Here is a 19,560-nt window from a genome sequence, read left to right on the forward strand (position 1 = left end):
ATAAATGTGATCTATAGTTAAAAATTCTATTAATATGTTTAACAAGTTGGATAATTTAGAGCTTTGTGAGATCTTTCTCACGGTTATCCATAAGACGTACCGTTAGTATGCGCCCCACGAGATAAGCCAAACCTTTTTGGCGGCACAACTCAAATGAATTAAACAAAAGTATCATGGTCCCTCTGACCTTGTGGCCGTACAGCGAACGCCCTACAAAAAATAATGATTTTCTGGCGGCCACCCTACTCTTCCTTCTCTTTATCCAACTGTCTTTATTACGCTTTTACGTCATCAGCGTCTTGAACCGCTAAGCGCGCACCTTGCAAAACTAATGCTGTCAGCAAACGAACTTCTGAGGCCAACTCATCATTCCAAGCAGGCCAAATTCGAGAGATGTACGCATTATTGCCTTCGCCCTGGCTCATGAAGCCATCATTGAATGCGTCAGCCATTTTCTTCAAAGATTTCTCTTCGTCATCGACCCACTGACCGCGGCTAAAGCCTGCTTCAACACAAGCCAACGCCGTTTTCGGGAAATAAGGCAAAGGCTTAGTCATGCCTTCGAAGAATAAGCGAACTAATTCAGTCAGTAGCTGTTTGGCGTACTGCGCATCGGCAATTTCTGGGTAGATCAAATGCAGCGCGCCTTCTTTACGATCGTAGCCAATCAGATGAGTTTTCTTGGCATAACCCGACGCCGACATGGCAAGGTGGTCGATCCACGCAGCAAGGTAATCCTGCGAGCGAATCTTACCGCTTCTATAGCGAATCAAACCGGATTGGTAGCATTGAGTTAGCCAACCTGTTAGGCGAACGTTTTTCTCTTCGCCTTCATTTCGCTCAAACAAGGAATCAAACGTCAGGTCGATTTCCAAATCGTCTTGAGGCGCACCAGATAAAAACGCCAGTTTATCCACCAGCTCTTCCGCCTGAACTCGGTTGGTTTCAAATTCGATATCACCAAACGCTCCCACCGGAAGTTTGCCTTGAGCGCGCTGTTGACTCATAAAGTGTTTAAGCACTTCTGCTTTTTTCTCTGGCTGTATCAATGTCGTTTCAAGCAAGGTTTCTAGCAGCTCATCACGCATTTGATAGCTTTCCAAACCACCTAAAACAAAGGGTTCGTCGTCTTCCATCACCGGCAGTGGCGGTTCAAAGATTACTTTTAAACGACGATTGAAAAAATACTGCACAGGTAAGCGCCAGAAACGTTGCAACTCGACTAAGTCGAGCTCAAGTGGGAACGTCGCTCCTAACAGATAGTTGTCTAATGCCCGATTAAAATCACGACGAACATAGCCTTGCGATTGACTGCTTTGAGTCAATGCCGCTGGAATCCACTCTTTCGCGTAGCTGGCGTGCATGCCTTGGAACGCACTTGGGCTAAACGGCACCATGGCGTGGGTATTCACCAACGCATTTAATAAGTTGTCGCCAGACTCATCAACGGGCAACGCTTCATCACCACTTAAACAATAGTTTTGGTGACAGTATTCCATCAGCTCAGAAACCAGAACCGAAGGCACTCGCTCGGTGTTGTCTTGGATTGAACGGCCAACATAACTGATGTAGAGCGTTTGCTGTGCAGACAACATCGCTTCGAGGAATAGGTAACGGTCATCATCTCGGCGCGAACGGTCGCCCGGTTTGGTTCTTCCCGTCATCAAGTCAAAGCCTTCCGGCGGCATGGAACGCGGGTACACGCCGTCATTCATCCCCAGCAGACAAACGGTTCTAAACGGAATAGAGCGCATCGGCATCAAGGTACAGAAGTTCACTTGACCAGCCAGGAAGCGCTGGCTGACTCGTGTGCCAGATAATTTGTTTTGAAGGTATTGGCTGATGATCGACGGCGATAACGCATCATCAAATGCGGCATCAGCCAATTGCTCTTTGAGTTGGCTGAGCGTATCGCGAATGGATTTGAGCGCCATTTCGCCTTCTAACTCAACTGAGAAGAAGTCATCCAGCAGTGAAACCAAAGTCTCTCGCCAACCATCAATAGTCTGAACATGAGAAAGTTTGCTGCGATAAGTGCTAATTTGTTGGATAAAGTGTGCCAACTTGCCCGCAAGCTCTGCGCCCATGCCTTGCACTTCGTTGTACGGAGATAAACTACCTTGCTCGGTTTCAAATAAACCTGCGGATTCTGGCATCGCGTAGCCAAGCAACATGCGTTGAATACCAAATTGCCATGTGTTTTGACGGGTTTCCGGCAGTTCAAATTCGCGCCCGGTATTGGCATCCAATCCCCAGCGAATCCCCGACTCCTCAACCCATTGTTTGGCTTGTAAGAAATCATCTTCGCTGAGTTCAAAACGCTTTAATATCGATGGCGTTTCCAGAAGCTCGAGTAGTTCTGATGCCAAACAGCGCGTATTGGGTAAGTTCACCAACTGCATAAATGCGGCCAGAATTGGGCTCTCTTGATCGGCGGTTCGGTCAGAAATCGAATATGGAATAAAACGCTCACCCGGAGCGTTACCAAAGACCGCCTGAATCGCAGGGCTGTAAGCGTTGATGTCCGCGACCATCACGATAATATCGCGCGGTTTTAACGTTGGGTCAGCATCGAACATCGCCAATAGTTGATCATGCAGCACTTCCACTTCACGCATCGGGCTGTGACAAGCGTGTAGGCTCAGTGATTTATCACCCAAGCTAACCACTTGTTTGTGATGACTGTTTTCAATCTGTTGGTCATCTTGATGTTCTTCAAGATTGAGAATATCCGCTTGCAATTGATGGAGCAGACTGTCGCGCTCAACATCAACAAACGCCTCAATTTCATGAGATTCCAGTTGAGACAACAGATACATATTGTCACGCCCGAGTTTACCCATGGACGCCAACAGACTGTTTCCAACCACATCGGTGTGCAGCTCATCGATCACATTATCTTCTAGTGATCCTTTCAGTTGCTCAGTTTCACCTTGCACTTCCGAGTGATCGTCCTGCCACACAACGTGCTGACGATGTTTCGCCGCCAAACGAGCCAGATATTTGCGATCTCGAACTTCACCCCAGTAATAACGACACGGGTTGGTGAACATCAGATGCACGTCGATGTGTTCACCAATTGCTTTTAGCGCATCCATATAGCGAGGCGGCAACGAAGAAATACCAAAAACAAACAAACGCTTGGGTAAATGGTCAAAATTGCCGTTAAAACTCGCTAACGTATCGATAAAGTGCTCATAAAGGTTGGCACGGTGATAAGGAGACTGTCCTAATGACACAGTGTGATCGTACAACGCTTGCCACAGGATCGGCTGCCACGGATGCTCATCTTCCAGCTCTGGCACACTCTGCCCAGCTTCCCAACTTGCGATCCATTCCGGACGATACACCAAGTAACCATCGAAAATATCGGCAATTTTCTCAGCCAGCTGATACAGCTTAGAGTGGTCACTGTCATCTTTGAGGTACTGCGCTAACGGCGAAAACACCTCTTGGTTGAGAAGCCCCGGAAGCAGATGCATCAACTTCCACGTCATCGCTTCTTTGTTAAACGCACTGCGTTTTGGCACGTCTGGCAACACCTGCGTAAACATATCCCAAATGAAGGTAGCAGGAAGCGGAAAATCAATGTTCGCGGCAACACCAAACTCTTTGGCCAATTCCATTTTTAGCCACTGGGACATGCCCGGACTTTGAACCAGAATTTGTTCTTTTTCGAACGGGTTTTCCAGCGGACTGATTCGAATCAGTTCGACAAGGAGTGATTTGAGAACGTCAACTTGGTTGGAATGATAAACAGTAAACAAATTGGGAATACCGAGCGCCGATTGAAACTGTTAGCTAGCTTAGCACAGCCCCATTTAAACCCGCAGTGATCTCGCGTTCGGAAAAAACAAAAGGTTATATATCACTCAAATAGAGTATGAATCTTCTTAATTTTCACATGTCAATCAAGTCTGACACTTCCATACAAAATGTGACATTCGTCGCAACTATTCCATAATAAAAAACACTGTTTTATACTCTCTCTACCCATAATTTATAAACAAACAAAAAGTATGTTTCGCAAACTGTCTTCCAACAGCGCTTGGCTGATTGCTTTTTTTGCTTGCTTTGCAGTGTATCTGTCGATCGCTTGTTATCCTTTTGTGTTGTCTAACAATCAGAATGAACCACTAACCTTTTTGCAAGGTTACTATTTGGTTTCGACTCAATATGGCTGGCTGGGCTTGATCGCTCTTCCATTTATGTTGTTGAGTTTATTGCTCTCTTTTCTACCGACTCGAGCATTCAAAGGCATCGTGATCGCTATCGCGATCTGTCTATTGATCATGTTTAAAGTCGATATCCTCGTTTTTCAGCAATACAAACTTCACATCAACGCCCTATTAATTCGTATGTTTTTCGAAGGTGGCGGTGATGTCTTCGATATTTCTTGGATGAGTTGGCTTATCTTCGTCAGTGAAGTTGCCGTTCTGGTGATCGGGCTCGCCTGTACCGTTTGGGTAAGTAATAAACTGGCACAAAGCCGAGCTAAGTTCGTTTTGATCAGCGTCTGGTTTACTGTATTGCTTAGCACGCAGATGATTCATGCGTACAAAAACGCGCTTTACGACGATGAAGTCAGTCAGTTTTCGAATAACTGGCCACTTTACTACCCGCTGACGGCTCGTAAATTTATTTACAAACACGACCTAGTGGATGAGAACATTGCATCGAAGAACCGCGTAGAGTTAACCAACATTGAACGTAGCTCACTCAACTACCCGCTTGCGCCCATTCAAGTGCAAAGCAAAGAGAAACAGCCCAATGTTTTGTTTATCTTGGTTGACGCGTGGCGCTACAGTGATGCGACGCCGGAAATCATGCCAAATGTCAGCAAGTTCGCCGAAAAGACAGTGAATTTCACACAACACATGAGCGGCGGCAACTCAACTCAAGCGGGTATTTTCAGCCTGTTTTACAGCTTGCCCGCAACCTACTGGGAAAGTTTTTACGCAAGCCAACGCTCTCCTGTTTTTATGGATACACTGCAAGCAGAAGGCTACCGCATGGGCATTTTTGGCTCGGCACCGCTCACCAGCCCGCCACTTTCTCGCACGGTATTCAAAAAAGTGTCGGACTTGACCTTGAAACAAACAGGGGAAACAGCAGTCGAGCGCGATCAGCAGATCACAGACAAGTTCATCGAGTTCCAAAAGCAGGACAGCGACAAACCGTACTTTGGTTTTCTGTTCTACGATGCCGCCCACGGTACAGTATTTCCCGAACCTGAATTTGCGAAATTCAAACCATACTGGGAACGCGTTGACCACATTTTGCTCAACAACGATTTTGACGCTTCGCTTTACCACAATCGATACAAGAACTCGTTGTACTACATCGATAGCTTGATTGGTGATGTGCTGAAAAACGTCGACTTAGACAACACCATTGTGGTGATTTCATCTGATCATGGTGAAGAGTTTAATGACCATAAGATGAACTATTGGGGCCACACGGGTAACTACAGTGACGTTCAAGTACATGTTCCTCTTTACGTGTACATGCCAAATCGTCAACCAGAGCAAATTGATTACCGCACGACCCATTTTGACGTCGTGCCAACCATGATGAATACGCTGTTTGACGTTCAAGGCACAACGAGTTCATACAGTGTTGGTCATAACTTGTTTGATAGCTCTGCCCCTCGCGATTGGTATATTGCTGGCAGCTACTACAACTATGCATTGGTCGGCAAAGAATTGATGCTTGTGGTCAATCCTGGCGGGCACTCTCAGCAACTGAATCGCCAGTTAAAAGTCGAGAAAGAACAGAAAGTTCCTGTCGATATCATTCGTCATTCTCTGGATGAGATGTCGCGATTTTACAAAAAAGGCTAGTGTCCAACATCGACGGCGATTGAAATAAAAAAGCCTCTTGGCTGTAAGACCAAGAGGCTTTTTCCTATCTGCTATTTAAGCGTGATGAGCGTGCATCAAGCGTGGCTGAATCAATAAGTTGTTGATGTATTGTAAAGCCACATAAGAGACAACAAATGTTGCCACAATCAACTCAAGACCAGCTAAGCCTCGCACTTGTTGAACATAGTGCGCAGCCAATCCTTGCAACTCCATCCAATTCGCCATTTTAAACAGCGCCGTCGCACCGATCACCATCGGGAAAGTGAACGCCGCATAGCCTGGGCTAAATGGCAGTCTAAGCAATTTAAAGAATGCGAGGTAAATGATGGCTGTCATCAATACCGCGATACCAAATAGCATAGCGATGATCACTGGTGATGGTGTCGCAGTGACCGTTAAGTACCCCGCCAATGATAGACTTGCTGGCGCTGCCATGATTGCCATTGTTGGTTTCGCTGCATCCGGAATTTCATGGGTAAACATGAAACGGTAAATCATCATCGGCAACATGATCGCGTACGCCACCATACCAAACATCAATGCACCTTGTGCCACTGGCGCTAACATCGGGTTGCCAGAGAAAGACACATCCGCAACGATGATACCCACAGGCGGTACAAACCAACTTGGAACCATGTGGTGTAATTCAAAATCTTTGGCGCGATGGTAAACAAAGCTCACCAAGAACACGATGTGCAGAACCACCGCAATCAACCAAAGCACATCACCACCCAATGGGTAAAAATGGCCGAGAGAGTTCGATACCACCATAGTGCCCATCGCAAATGTCGGAACCACGCTGCCCACAACCGGATGAGCAAGATCTTGTCTCAATAGATGATTATGTAGCAAAAACTTGGTTGCCAATATAGCCAATAATACGCTCGCGATACCCGCACTAATCCACTGTCCGTAGCCATGTAATTCGGCGAAGTTCTCCCAACTCCAGCCCAAGCTTGCAATACCAAGAGCCAAACCCGCCATCGGAGTTGGTGCTCCCATTACTTTTGCTTTTGTTCTTTGAATCATGATGACCTCAACCAGACTCACTCTTGATGGAGCGTATAATACGCTTGCACTTCGTTCCGATATATCTAATTATTTAAAACAAACGTTCAAAATTACTTAACGGTGGGGTATGGCAAGTCACATTTCTCTTAAACAACTGAAAGTGTTTACGACGATCACGCAGCACAAAACGCTCACAGCAGCTTCTGATAGTCTCTTTTTATCGAAAGCCGCAGTGAGCATGGCACTCTCAGAATTAGAAAAACAGATCGGCCATCATTTGTTTGATCGTGTTAATAACCGACTAATTTTGAACCAAGAAGGTCAAAAACTGCTGCCACTGGCGGATGAATTACTCAACCGAGCCAAGGACATCGAGAGCATTTTCGATGGTGATCAAGCGCTATCGGGCCAACTTCGCATTGGTGCCAGCGACACCATTGGCAACCAAGTCGCGCCCTATTTGCTTAGCGAATTTCGTCAGCAAACGAACCATCGTTCTCAAAGTCTGTTCATTTCTAACTCCGCACAAATCTGCGACATGCTGACCGATTACGAGTTAGACATAGCCCTCATTGAAGGCAAAACACTTCACCCTGAATTGCAGTCTACCCAGTTTAGCGAAGATGAAATGTGCGTGATTTGCGCGCCCGATTACCCAGCCGCGCACGAAGGGCCAGTAAATTTAACCGAGCTAGAAAACAGCGAATGGATATTGCGAGAGGCGGGGTCTGGTTCACGCGAATTTTTTATGCGCGTTGTCGCGCCGCGCTTGGAACATTGGCATGAAGCTTTTCAGCTCAATACCACCGAAGCATTGATCAACTCAGTATCTGCTGGGCTGGGCTTAGGTTGCTTGTCACGTTTGTCTGCAGAACCTGCTATTCGTGACGGTCGCGTAAAACTGCTCGACATGCCTTTAGATATGAAACGTCGCTTCTGGCTACTGGTTCACAAAGAGAAATACCAAAGCCCACTACTCAGAACGTTTATCGAATTTTGCCAAGACTGGGAACGACCAAATAACCTTTATCTAGAGGATACACCCTCCAAGTGAAACGGAGATAGTTTAAATGCTGGTCAGTTAGTTGTACGTGTCTCTCATTCTTAGGCTTGTCGCTAGACTTAACTGGTCAAAAACTGTATAAAAAGCCAGTATCAATACACCAAGTTAGGGGACCAACCATGGCTGTAATCGTCAAGTACGTGGTAGAACGCAATGGAGAAGAGAAAATGACTTTTACCTCTAAAGCGGAAGCTGACGCATACGATAAAATGCTAGACATGGCAGACGAACTATTCACGCTGCTAGGTAAAAGTGAACTTTTAGAAGACGAAGGTAAGCAAGAAGATCTTGCGATGTACCTCGCTCAAAACAAAGAAGAAGTGCTTTACGCACTGGGTGCAAAACGCAAACCGGCACCAAAGAAAGCAAAAAAGCTTGAATCTGTAGAAGAAGACAAGCAAGAAGACGCTGCATAAGCCTCTCATTTGTTAAAGAAACGCCGCATCATGTGGCGTTTTTTATATCTGAAGGCACACATCATCATGGAAAGATCGCCCTTTCTTTCGAGCACAGATACGACAAATCGCCTTCTTTCATTTCAACAAACACCTGCTAATTGACCACCTCACAACCACATTTCTCATCAGACAGACATATCTCCCAAAAGACAAAAGGTATCCATCTACAGACTTTATCTATTTCCCCTCTTTAAACTCCCTAGCACTCTCATTATGATGGCTGACAACTTAATTATTTCTTGTCAGTGAACAGACGAGACACAAGACTCAACACATGGAGATCAACTATGGCTTTCTTTTCTCTAGCCTTTGGTACAGCGACTAAAAACCGCGATGGCAAAATCATTGAAGCGTTTTTTCCAAACCCAGTTCTTAACCCAAGCGACACACTTGTTAACGCACTAGCAGCAGTAGCAGGTTACGAACAAGGCAACCAAGCTATCGAGATCTCTGCTGCACAAAGCGCAGAACTTGCGGCGGCTTTCGAAGCAAACGGCGATGCAGCAAACGCATCTTTCGCAACCAAAGCAGCAGAATCAGCACAGCCGCTTGTACTGGTTATTCTAGCTACGGATGAACAGCCACAATCTGTTGCTGAAGGCTTCCTAAAACTTCAACTTATCTCTAACCGTCTAGTTAAGCCACACGGCACAGTACTGGATGGCATCTTCGGTCTACTACACAACATCGCATGGACTAACGAAGGCCCAATCGACCTACCTGAGCTGGCTGAGCGTCAAATCGAAGCTCGCCTAGCTGGCCGTACGCTAAACGTAGATTGCGTAGACAAGTTCCCTAAAATGGTGGACTACGTGGTACCAACTGGTGTTCGTATCGCAGACACTTCTCGCGTACGTCTTGGCGCACACGTTGGCGAAGGCACAACTGTTATGCACGAAGGCTTCATCAACTTCAACGCGGGTACTACTGGCGTGAGCATGGTTGAAGGCCGTATCTCTGCGGGTGTGGTTGTTGGTAACGGTTCAGACATCGGTGGCGGTGCATCTATCATGGGTACACTATCTGGCGGCGGTAAAGTGGTGGTTTCCATCGGTGAAAACTCTCTACTAGGCGCAAACGCAGGTCTTGGGTTCCCAATGGGTGACCGTTGTACTATCGAATCAGGTCTGTACGTAACCGCTGGCTCTAAAGTGCGCATGCTAGATTCTGAAGGTCAAGAAGTCGAAGTGGTTAAGGCTCGCGATCTTGCTGGTGTTTCTGACCTACTGTTCCGTCGTAACTCTGTAACAGGTCAAATCGAGTGTCTTGCAAACAAGAGCGCAGTTGAACTGAACAGCGAATTGCATAAAAACAACTAATAAATAGTTAAGAAAAATCCCCCAGCAGGAAACTGTTGGGGGATTTTTTAGCTTACAGCAAAATGCGTGAGTGCTGATTACTGATTTAAAAAGCTGACTGCTTTATCTGGGAAATCAGTAAACAAACCATCCACTTTCACTTGGTTGTAGTACACATCCATCATGCCTTCAAAGCTGTCAGTGTACGCTGGAATGCGTCCTGGATCGGCACGGAACGTGTATGGATGCACTTGCAAGCCAGCGTCCTTTGCAGCCTTCATCAACGGCTTAATGATGATGTTGTCTTTGGTTGACTTATCATCCACCAGCATCGGCTTCCAAGGTCCAATACCTTCGGCGTAGCTCGCCACTTTCTTCATGCCGTCGGCTTCGAACATCCAATCATAGCTGTATGGCGTTGCTGTATCGCCTTTGTACACCATAGTTTCGTTCCAATCGGTGTAAGCCATGAGCTGAACGAGCTTTAAATCCATGTCCATTGCGGGCATCAACTCACTGTTAATGCGTTGCAGTTCGTTCGCATCAAAACACTGCAGGTAAACTTTGTCGTCTTGCGAGTCGTAACCGTACTGCTTCAAGACTTTAAGCACCGCTTTAGAAATGTCCTTACCTTCATGACGATGGAACCAAGGCGCTTTAATTTCTGGGTAAATACCGATGTCGTAACCCAACGTCTTGTTAAGTCCTTGGATCAGCTCAACCTCTTCAGCAAACGTCGGCACGGTAAAATCCGATTTCCACATTGGGAATCGTGTCGGATAACCAGCGACCTTATTACCTTTGTCATCGATATTAAAGCCTTCAGTTACTCGCAGCGATTTGATTTCCGCCAGTGTGAAATCAATCGCGTAGTAGCGACCGTCTTTGCGTGCGCGATCAGGAAAACGCTCCGCAACATCCGTTACACGATCGAGATAATGGTCATGCAACACGACCAACTGGTCGTCTTTCGTCATTACCACATCTTGCTCTATGTAGTCAGGTTTCATTGCGTAAGCAAGCGCTTTGGCTTCTAGCGTGTGCTCAGGCAAGTAACCCGATGCGCCACGGTGTGCAATTACAAGCGGTTTCGCAATCGCACCAGCAGATAGGCTAAGTGCTAAAAAAGTAAGACATACTGACTTTGTTTTCATTGTTATTTCCTTGATAAAGCGAAGAGGCAGTATTCCACTGCCTCTTTAAATAAATATTACGCTAGCGCTTCCTTTTCGCGCTCTTTTTGCTCGTGGTGCGCACGCTCACCTAAGAAGGCGTACATCAAACACACAATAGAAGTAATACAAGAACCAACTAAGATGATAAAGCCACCATCCCAGCCAAAGTGGTCTACCGTGTAACCCAGAATCGCGTTTGCAGCCACCGCACCACCTAAGTATCCAAATAAACCAGTAAGACCAGCAGCAGTACCGGCGGCTTTCTTCGGAGCGAGCTCAAGTGCGTACAAGCCAATCAGCATAACCGGACCATAGATTAGGAAGCCAATTGCAATCAGCGCCATCATGTCCACCATTGGGTTACCAGCAGGGTTAAACCAGTAAACCATCACTGCAACGGTCACTAACACCATAAATAAGATGCCAGCAGGTGCACGACGACCTTTGAACAATTTGTCTGAAATCCAACCACACAATAATGTGCCTGGAATGCCGGCCCATTCGTATAAGAAGTAAGCCCATGACGATTTATCTACCGAGAAATCCTTCGCTTCTTTTAGATAAACAGGTGCCCAGTCCAGTACGCCGTAGCGAATTAGGTAAACAAATGCGTTTGCAATTGCAATCGACCAAAGCAGCTTGTTGTTGAATACATACTTAAAGAAGATTTCCTTGGCTGTCATTTCTTGTTCGTGCGACTTGTCATAGTCATCAGGATAATCGTCTTTATACTCTTCGATCGGTGGCAAACCACAAGATTGAGGCGTATCGCGAACCGTCATCCAAACAAACACAGCAACCAACGTGGCGAAAAATGCAGGAACATAAAATGCAGTGCGCCAATCATCGTTAAATGCCCACAGGCCAAGAATAAATAGTGGACCAATCAAACCGCCACCCACGTTGTGTGCCACGTTCCAAACCGAAACGATCTCACCACGCTCTTTACGTGACCACCAGTGCACCATGGTTCGTCCACATGCGGGCCACCCCATGCCTTGGAACCAACCGTTCAAGAAAAGCAAAATGAACATCGCAGTGACGCTGCCAGTCGCCCATGGCATAAAGCCAAAGCAAAACATCACTAATGCAGACATCAGTAGGCCGCCACTAAGGAAATAGCGAGGGTTGGAACGGTCAGATACGCTGCCCATTAGAAATTTAGAGAGACCATATGCAATGGAAACAGCTGCCAGCGCGACACCTAAGTCACCGCGGCTAAAGCCTTGCTCGATAAGATAAGGCATCGCCAAACTGAAGTTTTTACGAACCAGATAGTAACCGGCGTAGCCAACAAATATACCGATAAAGAGTTGCCAACGGAGGCGAGAGTAGGTGCTATCGATACTGCCTGGGGACAGACGATCAATGTGCGCCTTAGGTTTGAATATTCCAAACATAGGAACCTCATTATTTTGTATGCGATGGTAAAAAACACAAAAGGAGCGAACGAAACAAATAAAATCTTCGTTCGAAAGTTCATGAATTGTATTGAGTTAGGATTTTATTTCTGTGACAAATGTTGCACATGAATTAAATATAAGTAAATACAGTAAATTAGAGCGAATTAATTAGACCATCGTTCAACTTTACTCATAATTAGTTAATATGAAACTGATGTTTCAACCTCTCATTTGAGCATTCCAATTCGAAACCAATGAAACAAAGGCTCGAATAAGAACACAAATTAACCGTAAAAAGGGTGTTTCACATCCATCCTTGTTACGCGAAACCACTAAATAACTAAAAAGATGAAAAATGTTCGCGCTTAGTATCAAACGAAATAACAAAGCTAATGTTATCTGAACTCAAACCTAGACAGTGATTCACGAACACAAGACATAAACCATATTTATTTTCCTCTCCATTTTCATAATTAACACTAATTTGGATAACAAGTTCCTCTCGAGATATAAACATAGCAACGCATTTTCTTATATCACCGCTAGTCCTTGATGTACTTGACCTCGCCTTACCTCTTTAGGGTTAATTACTACGCAAAATCTGAGTAATAAATCCCCAAGCACGTAGCAGCTTCACAAAACTCCTCTTACCAGTTGTGCATTCTTTTTCACATCGGTAATTTGAGCGCTTCCAAAACACACTTCGTAGCAAAGAAGTTCTTTTCGTTGTTTTCTTTTTCGATTAAAAGATGCGCCATTTAACAAAAACGAAGACTTTGATTAACAATTTTATGCTCAAACGCTCATTTTTAACGCGCGTTTGTTTTCGCAAACGTTTATATGTGCACAATAGTATCGTGCTAGACAGGCAAAAATGATCAAAGGACTTTTAACATGACAACGAACAAACACCCCTCTCTGCTCGGAGAATGTTTGGCCGAGTTTATCGGTACAGGACTACTTATCTTCTTCGGCGTAGGCTGTGTCGCAGCCTTAGTTCTAACAGGCGCATCATTTGGACAATGGGAAATCAGTATTGTATGGGGCCTAGGTGTCGCCATCGCTATTTACTGTACTGCCGGCGTTTCAGGCGCGCACATCAACCCAGCGGTAACCATCGCACTCGCTATGTTCCATGGTTTTGATAAGGCGAAAGTGGTGCCATACATCATCGCCCAAATGCTTGGCGCATTCTGCTCTGCTGCGTTGGTTTACAGCTTATACAGCAACCTTTTCACCGACTACGAAATCGCACATAACTTCGTCCGCAGTAGCCAAGATGCACTAGCAACCGCTGGTATCTTCTCAACCTATCCACATGCTTCCCTCTCTTTCTTTGGCGCTTTTGCTGTGGAATTCGTTATCACTGCCGTGCTGATGTTTGCGATTTTGGCTTTGGGCGATGAAAATAACGGCGCTGCACGAGGTGCAATGAACCCGCTGTTAATCGGTATTTTGATTGCTGTGATCGGTGGTTCTCTTGGTCCACTAACTGGCTTCGCGATGAATCCTGCGCGCGACTTTGGACCGAAACTGTTCGCTTACTTCGCAGGCTGGGATTACGCTCTGACAGGTGCTAAAGACATTCCTTACTTTATCGTGCCTTTACTTGCTCCGATTGCAGGTGCGTGTTTTGGTGGTTGGTTGTATCCAAAAGCGATTGCGGCTTACCTTCCACAACAAGGCCACGGCTGTACAATTCCAAACCAATGTGAGACGGAAGAAGAAACAGAAGAAGCTAGAGCTTAAAACTGACGCAACTCGAACATTTACTAAAATATAAATAACGAAACAAAAGGATTCTTACCATGACTGAGCAAAAATACATTGTTGCCCTAGACCAAGGTACGACAAGCTCTCGCGCAGTAATTCTTGATCATGACGCGAACATCGTAAGCGTCGCACAGCGCGAATTTACTCAGATTTATCCAGAGGCAGGTTGGGTAGAACATGACCCAATGGAAATCTGGGCAACACAAAGCTCTACGTTGGTAGAAGCTCTAGCTAAGTCTGGCATCCGTAGCGACCAATTGGCGGCTATCGGTATTACTAACCAGCGTGAAACTACTATCGTCTGGAATAAAGAAACAGGCAAACCCGTTTACAATGCGATCGTATGGCAATGTCGCCGTACTGCTGACATCTGTGAAGATTTAAAAGCGCGTGGTCTAGAGAACTACGTACGTGACAACACAGGTTTGGTGCTTGACCCTTACTTCTCAGGTACCAAAGTGAAATGGATTCTGGACAACGTTGAAGGCGCGCGCGAAGACGCAGAAGCAGGCAAGCTGTTGTTCGGTACCGTCGATACTTGGTTAGTTTGGAAGATGACTCAAGGCCGCGTTCACGTGACCGACTACACTAACGCATCGCGTACAATGCTATTTAACATCAACGATCTATGTTGGGATCAGAAAATGTTAGATGAGCTTGGTATCCCAGCATCTATGATGCCAGAAGTAAAACGTTCATCGGAAGTTTACGGTAAGACCAACATTGGTGGTAAAGGCGGTACTCGTATTCCTATTTCTGGTATTGCTGGTGACCAACAAGCTGCGCTTTACGGCCAAATGTGTGTTGAAGCGGGTCAGGCGAAAAACACTTACGGCACGGGTTGTTTCTTGCTAATGAATACGGGCCAAGAAAAAGTCACTTCGACGCACGGCCTACTGACAACTTTGGCTTGTGGTCCTAAAGGCGAGCCTGCTTATGCACTTGAAGGTGCCGTATTCATGGGTGGTGCTTCTATCCAATGGCTACGCGATGAATTAAAAATCCTAAACGGTGCAGAAGACTCTGAATACTTCGCAACCAAAGTGGATACCTCAAACGGCGTTTATGTCGTGCCTGCCTTTACTGGTTTAGGCGCACCATACTGGGATGCCTACGCACGTGGCACGATTGTCGGCCTTACTCGCGGCGTGAACTCAAACCACATTATCCGTGCGACTTTGGAAGGCATCGCTTACCAAACTCGTGACGTACTGGATGCGATGCAAGCCGACTCAGGTATTAAACTTGCGAATCTTCGCGTCGATGGCGGTGCGGTAGCGAACAACTTCCTAATGCAGTTCCAATCCGATGTATTGAATACAGAAGTACACCGCCCTCAAGTAACAGAGGTTACCGCTCTTGGTGCAGCCTACCTTGCAGGTCTTGCCGTGGGTTACTGGGACAGCATTGACGAGTTGCAGAATAAAGCGGTGCTTGATCGCACGTTTGAGCCGCACGATGATGAAGAAAAGCGCAATCGTCGTTACAAGGGTTGGAAACGCGCAGTGAAATGTGCGCAAACCTGGTCTGAGCTTCACGACGAAGAAGATTAATCTCACCTCCATACGAAAAAAGAGCGCCATTTGTGCGCTCTTTTTTGCGCTTTGCCCCTGATTCCTGAACTCGCTTACTTCTCACAACGCGCAAATTCGAGCACAATAGAGCTTCGAATTTGAAGCATTGGCCGTTACCAATGCACAAGGGAGTGGTAAGTGAAGCAAATACCTCGACACCAACAGATTGTTGAGTTGGTGAAAAAACAAGGCTATGTCAGCACGGATGAGTTGGTAGAAAGATTCAATGTCAGCCCACAAACCATCCGACGCGATCTCAATGAACTCGCCGACGACAACAAAATTCGTCGTTATCACGGTGGTGCAACCATCCCTCTCAGTTCTGAAAACACATCTTACAACACGCGTAAAGCGCTCAACTTCAATGAAAAAGATGTCATTGCAGACGAGGTGGTCAAGCACATTCCTGATGGCGCGACTCTATTTATTGATATCGGCACCACACCAGAAGCGGTTGCGCGAGCGCTCAATAAAAACCATAAACAGCTACGCGTGGTTACCAACAATATCAACGTGGCAACCATTCTCTTCCCCAACCCAGAGATCAAAGTCATCTTAGCTGGCGGTGAAGTTCGAAGTCGCGATGGCGGCATTGTTGGAGAAGCCACTCTCGACTTCGTTAAACAGTTCCGTCTCGACTTTGGCATTCTTGGCATCAGTGGTATCGACTTTGATGGCTCGCTATTAGACTTTGATTACCACGAAGTAAGAGTCAAACAAGCGATCATCGACAACAGCCGCAGTGTATTTCTTGCCGTCGACCACACCAAGTTCGGGCGCAATGCCATGGTGAAGCTAGGCAATATCGCTCAGCTCAATATGATCTTTACCAACAAGCAGCCACCAGAAGAAATCCTGTCGATTTTAAAAGAAGCTTCAATTCCACTTGAAGTCGTTGAAGCGAACGAGACAAACTTCGAAAACGAGTAGTTCCAGTCATTAATTTGCCTCTCAAATGACCTCTGTCTTAATTAGGCAGAGGTTTTTTTGTGCCTAAATCACACAAAACGCTCACAAACGAAAATAATAGATGATCACAAACGAAACCTAAGCTAGGATTAGATCATGTTCTAAAATGCTCGTTCGCTCACCAAGAGGTCAAATTTATGAGTATACAAAAAAATGCTTCCACTACTAGCTCATCCACTACCTTAGACTTGATCGTAATTGGTGGCGGCATTAACGGGGCTGGTATTGCGGCAGACGCAGCTGGCCGCGGTTTGAGTGTTGGCTTATACGAAGCAAGTGACTTCGCGTCCGCTACTTCTTCGGCAAGTTCTAAACTGATCCACGGCGGTTTACGCTACCTTGAACACTACGAGTTTCGTTTGGTTTCGGAAGCGCTCGCAGAACGTGAAGTTATTCTTCGCAAAGCGCCTCACGTTGCCCTACCAATGCGTTTCCGTTTGCCTCATCGCCCATTCCTACGCCCAGCTTGGATGATTCGCTGTGGTCTGTTCCTTTACGATAACTTGGGTAAACGTACGACTCTGCCAGGCAGCAAAACCGTCAACTTAGCGAAATCGGGCTTGCTAAAACCAGAAATGAAAACCGGTTTCGAATACTCTGACTGTTGGGTTGATGACGCGCGTTTAGTATTACTTAACGTTCTGGCTGCTCGTGAAAACCATGCAGAAGTACGTAACTACTGCCGCGTAGAAAAAGCACACCGTGAAGGTGGTATCTGGCATGTCACAATTCATGACGTGATGACAGACCAACGTTTCGAACGCAAAGCAAAAGCACTAGTAAACGCAGCTGGCCCTTGGGTAAAACAGTTCTTTGATGATGGATTAGAGCAAGCCTCTCCTCGTAACATTCGCTTAATCAAAGGCTCGCACATCGTTGTTCCTCGTATCCACAACGAACCGCAAGCCTACATTCTTCAAAACAAAGACAACCGCATCGTATTTATGATTCCTTACTTAGATAAGTTCTCAATCATTGGTACAACAGATGTGGAATACAAAGGTGACCCACGCGAAGTGGCGATCTCAGATGACGAAGTCGATTACCTCATCGACATCGTAAACCAACACTTTGTCCACCAGCTGACTCGCGAAGATGTGGTTTGGACATACAGCGGTGTTCGTCCTTTATGTGACGATGAATCTGACTCTCCGCAAGCGATCACACGAGACTACACGCTAGAACTCGATGCGGAATACGACCATGCACCTCTGCTTTCTGTCTTTGGTGGTAAGCTGACGACCTACCGTAAGCTGGGTGAAGCGGCAATGAAAAAGCTGGCTCCTTTCCTACCAGAGATGGGAAGCGACTGGACGGCAAATCAAACCCTACCTGGTGGTAACTTCAGCTGTAGTCGTGAACAATTAGCTAAACAAATTCATGCTAAATACGCTTGGGCGCCAGAAGCATTGATTCTTCGTTACGTAACACAATTTGGTACCCAAACGTGGAACTTAATGGAAGGCACAGCAAGCGAAGCTGACCTTGGACACGCGTTCTCATCGCAAGCCGGCGGTGTTTACCAACGTGAGATCGACTACTTAATGAACCATGAAATGGCAATGACCGATGAAGACATTTTGTGGCGTCGTACCAAACTTGGTCTGTACATGAACGATGAAGAAAAGCAGGCTTTATCGGACTATTTAAAAGAAAAGCTACAACAGAAAGTGGTTAATCTTTCTCAAGTTGGCTAACTGCTCCTCTCCACCCCACTAGAAAGCCTGCCTCGCTGCAGGCTTTTTTATTTTGCTGTTTTTACACCACACTTTGGCTTGCTTCACTTGATTACAAATAAGAGCAACTATTCATAGACATTTAGCGTTAAATGCAATCATACTCATTTGAATAATTATCCCTGAATAACTTCATGGCGCTGGGTTCAGAACGTTATCACTGATGCACTTCCCGGAAAAAATGCAGTGGAAGAACAGGCTCTTTCCGAGTTATTTGGGGAAAGGCTCAGACAAGGAAAAGAAAATGGGTTTTATGATTGAACATTGGGATTTTTCAACCCCAGAAGCAACTCAGCAATCCACAACGGCGGAGCAGATTCAAGCCAAACATTGGTACCATTGTGAACGGCTGCATCCCGATATTCGTGGCTGGCTAGAGCAAAACCAAGTACCACGTGCCACTGTTGATCACCTGTTAGCCGACGAAAGCCGACCGTCTTTCCACCCTTTGGATGACGAGAACTTCATGTTGATTTTACGAGGCGTCAATATGAATGGCGATGCTTCACCAGAAGACATGCTCAGTATTCGAATTCTCTATTTTCAAGGGGCACTGATTTCAACACGTAAGATCCCATCGCGTGCCATCATGGAAATTCGTCAAGCCTTGGCGGAACACAAAGGTCCGAAAAGCCTTGCTGGTTTACTTCATCAGATTATTGAAGGATTAAATAGCAAAATAGACGTTTACCTCGATACGATTGAAGAGACGTTAAACCAGTTTGATGTGAATGATGAATCGACGTACAAGCATATGGCGACTCAAAAAGCGCTTATCTCCATCAAACGTTTTATTCGCCCTCAGCAATATGCTATTCGAGATCTCGTTGAATCAGAGTCCGAGTTGGTGGCTTTAAGGCCCCATCAATATCGCTTCGCCCACAATAATATTACGCGCATAAATGAAACACTTGAGTTTTATCTTGGAGAAGTCGCTCTCTTTCAAGAAGAAATCAAACATCATCGTGACGAGAAAACTAATAAAAACAGTTATCTATTCACCCTAGTGGCGACTATTTTCTTGCCAACCAGCTTCCTAACAGGTTTGCTTGGCATCAACATTGGCGGTATGCCAGGCGTGGAATCCGCCATGGCGTTCACCTGGTTCTGTATCGCTTTAATTGTCATCTTTGCTCTAGAGTGGTGGCTATTCAAACGCTTGGGGTTCACGAATAAAACAGACGACGAAGACGAATAAGCGCTAATCCTATAAAGAACAAAAATCAAAAGAGGAGC

General features: G+C 45.9%; 13 protein-coding genes. 9 read left to right on the plus strand and 4 right to left on the minus strand.

Going from position 1 to position 19,560, the window contains the following annotated elements; translation table 11 throughout:
- Window positions 1-275 precede the first annotated feature (275 nt).
- A complete protein-coding gene (gene recC, locus ACWYVB_RS16425; RefSeq protein ID WP_395222220.1) occupies window positions 276-3,767 on the minus strand; it encodes an exodeoxyribonuclease V subunit gamma in 3,492 nt (1,163 codons plus the stop codon).
- Window positions 3,768-4,019: 252 nt separating this feature from the next.
- Here recC and ACWYVB_RS16430 point away from each other — a divergent pair, with 252 nt between their 5' ends.
- On the plus strand, window positions 4,020-5,843 hold the full coding sequence (locus tag ACWYVB_RS16430) for a DUF3413 domain-containing protein (protein ID WP_395222221.1): 1,824 nt from the start codon (window positions 4,020-4,022) through the stop codon (window positions 5,841-5,843).
- 75 nt (window positions 5,844-5,918) lie between these two features.
- Here ACWYVB_RS16430 and ACWYVB_RS16435 read toward each other — a convergent pair whose 3' ends face one another.
- Complete coding sequence (locus ACWYVB_RS16435; protein WP_065645487.1) at window positions 5,919-6,893, minus strand: TDT family transporter; 975 nt, start codon at window positions 6,891-6,893, stop codon at window positions 5,919-5,921.
- 109 nt (window positions 6,894-7,002) lie between these two features.
- Here ACWYVB_RS16435 and ACWYVB_RS16440 point away from each other — a divergent pair, with 109 nt between their 5' ends.
- The 3 genes from ACWYVB_RS16440 (at window position 7,003) to dapD (ending at window position 9,715) form a co-directional block, all read left to right on the plus strand.
- Window positions 7,003-7,929: a LysR substrate-binding domain-containing protein gene (locus ACWYVB_RS16440; RefSeq protein ID WP_124008453.1), complete on the plus strand. Its 927-nt coding sequence runs from the start codon at window positions 7,003-7,005 to the stop codon at window positions 7,927-7,929.
- Window positions 7,930-8,057: 128 nt separating this feature from the next.
- Window positions 8,058-8,354, plus strand: coding sequence for a YebG family protein (locus ACWYVB_RS16445; protein WP_041852896.1), 297 nt, complete (start codon window positions 8,058-8,060; stop codon window positions 8,352-8,354).
- A gap of 329 nt (window positions 8,355-8,683) precedes the next feature.
- Window positions 8,684-9,715 (plus strand): 2,3,4,5-tetrahydropyridine-2,6-dicarboxylate N-succinyltransferase, encoded by a 1,032-nt coding sequence (gene dapD / locus ACWYVB_RS16450; RefSeq protein ID WP_457529462.1) that lies wholly within the window; start codon window positions 8,684-8,686, stop codon window positions 9,713-9,715.
- Window positions 9,716-9,792: 77 nt separating this feature from the next.
- Here the strand turns inward: dapD and glpQ are convergent, their stop codons facing one another.
- Both glpQ and glpT read right to left on the minus strand, forming a co-directional pair.
- Window positions 9,793-10,848, minus strand: a complete 1,056-nt coding sequence (glpQ, locus tag ACWYVB_RS16455; protein WP_150919325.1) for a glycerophosphodiester phosphodiesterase — start codon at window positions 10,846-10,848, stop codon at window positions 9,793-9,795.
- Window positions 10,849-10,904: 56 nt separating this feature from the next.
- On the minus strand, window positions 10,905-12,269 hold the full coding sequence (glpT, locus tag ACWYVB_RS16460) for a glycerol-3-phosphate transporter (RefSeq protein ID WP_006742417.1): 1,365 nt from the start codon (window positions 12,267-12,269) through the stop codon (window positions 10,905-10,907).
- A gap of 897 nt (window positions 12,270-13,166) precedes the next feature.
- Here glpT and ACWYVB_RS16465 point away from each other — a divergent pair.
- The 5 genes from ACWYVB_RS16465 (at window position 13,167) to ACWYVB_RS16485 (ending at window position 19,522) form a co-directional block, all read left to right on the plus strand.
- Window positions 13,167-14,021, plus strand: coding sequence for an MIP/aquaporin family protein (locus ACWYVB_RS16465; protein ID WP_046875005.1), 855 nt, complete (start codon window positions 13,167-13,169; stop codon window positions 14,019-14,021).
- A gap of 59 nt (window positions 14,022-14,080) precedes the next feature.
- Window positions 14,081-15,598 carry a glycerol kinase GlpK gene (gene glpK / locus ACWYVB_RS16470; protein WP_006742415.1) on the plus strand — a complete coding sequence of 506 codons (1,518 nt, stop codon included), beginning with the start codon at window positions 14,081-14,083 and terminating at the stop codon, window positions 15,596-15,598.
- A 159-nt stretch (window positions 15,599-15,757) separates the two neighbouring features.
- Window positions 15,758-16,549, plus strand: a complete 792-nt coding sequence (locus tag ACWYVB_RS16475; protein ID WP_006742414.1) for a DeoR/GlpR family transcriptional regulator — start codon at window positions 15,758-15,760, stop codon at window positions 16,547-16,549.
- A 176-nt stretch (window positions 16,550-16,725) separates the two neighbouring features.
- Window positions 16,726-18,285 carry a glycerol-3-phosphate dehydrogenase gene (glpD, locus tag ACWYVB_RS16480; protein ID WP_167426288.1) on the plus strand — a complete coding sequence of 520 codons (1,560 nt, stop codon included), beginning with the start codon at window positions 16,726-16,728 and terminating at the stop codon, window positions 18,283-18,285.
- Between the two features lie 283 nt (window positions 18,286-18,568).
- Entirely contained in the window at window positions 18,569-19,522 is a 954-nt protein-coding gene (locus ACWYVB_RS16485) for a CorA family divalent cation transporter (protein WP_012841472.1), read from the plus strand.
- Window positions 19,523-19,560 lie beyond the last annotated feature (38 nt).

This window comes from Vibrio sp. JZG10 (genome assembly GCF_054064075.1).

Bases quoted from the DNA above. Each gene is read 5' to 3' on its own strand.
- ACWYVB_RS16440 (WP_124008453.1), top strand. From the start codon at position 7,003: ATGGCAAGTCACATTTCTCTTAAACAACTGAAAGTGTTTACGACGATC.
- ACWYVB_RS16445 (WP_041852896.1), top strand. From the start codon at position 8,058: ATGGCTGTAATCGTCAAGTACGTGGTAGAACGCAATGGAGAAGAGAAA.
- ACWYVB_RS16465 (WP_046875005.1), top strand. From the start codon at position 13,167: ATGACAACGAACAAACACCCCTCTCTGCTCGGAGAATGTTTGGCCGAG.
- glpK (WP_006742415.1), top strand. From the start codon at position 14,081: ATGACTGAGCAAAAATACATTGTTGCCCTAGACCAAGGTACGACAAGC.
- ACWYVB_RS16430 (WP_395222221.1), top strand. From the start codon at position 4,020: ATGTTTCGCAAACTGTCTTCCAACAGCGCTTGGCTGATTGCTTTTTTT.
- ACWYVB_RS16485 (WP_012841472.1), top strand. From the start codon at position 18,569: ATGGGTTTTATGATTGAACATTGGGATTTTTCAACCCCAGAAGCAACT.
- glpD (WP_167426288.1), top strand. From the start codon at position 16,726: ATGAGTATACAAAAAAATGCTTCCACTACTAGCTCATCCACTACCTTA.
- glpQ (WP_150919325.1), bottom strand. From the start codon at position 10,848: ATGAAAACAAAGTCAGTATGTCTTACTTTTTTAGCACTTAGCCTATCT.
- dapD (WP_457529462.1), top strand. From the start codon at position 8,684: ATGGCTTTCTTTTCTCTAGCCTTTGGTACAGCGACTAAAAACCGCGAT.
- glpT (WP_006742417.1), bottom strand. From the start codon at position 12,269: ATGTTTGGAATATTCAAACCTAAGGCGCACATTGATCGTCTGTCCCCA.
- ACWYVB_RS16435 (WP_065645487.1), bottom strand. From the start codon at position 6,893: ATGATTCAAAGAACAAAAGCAAAAGTAATGGGAGCACCAACTCCGATG.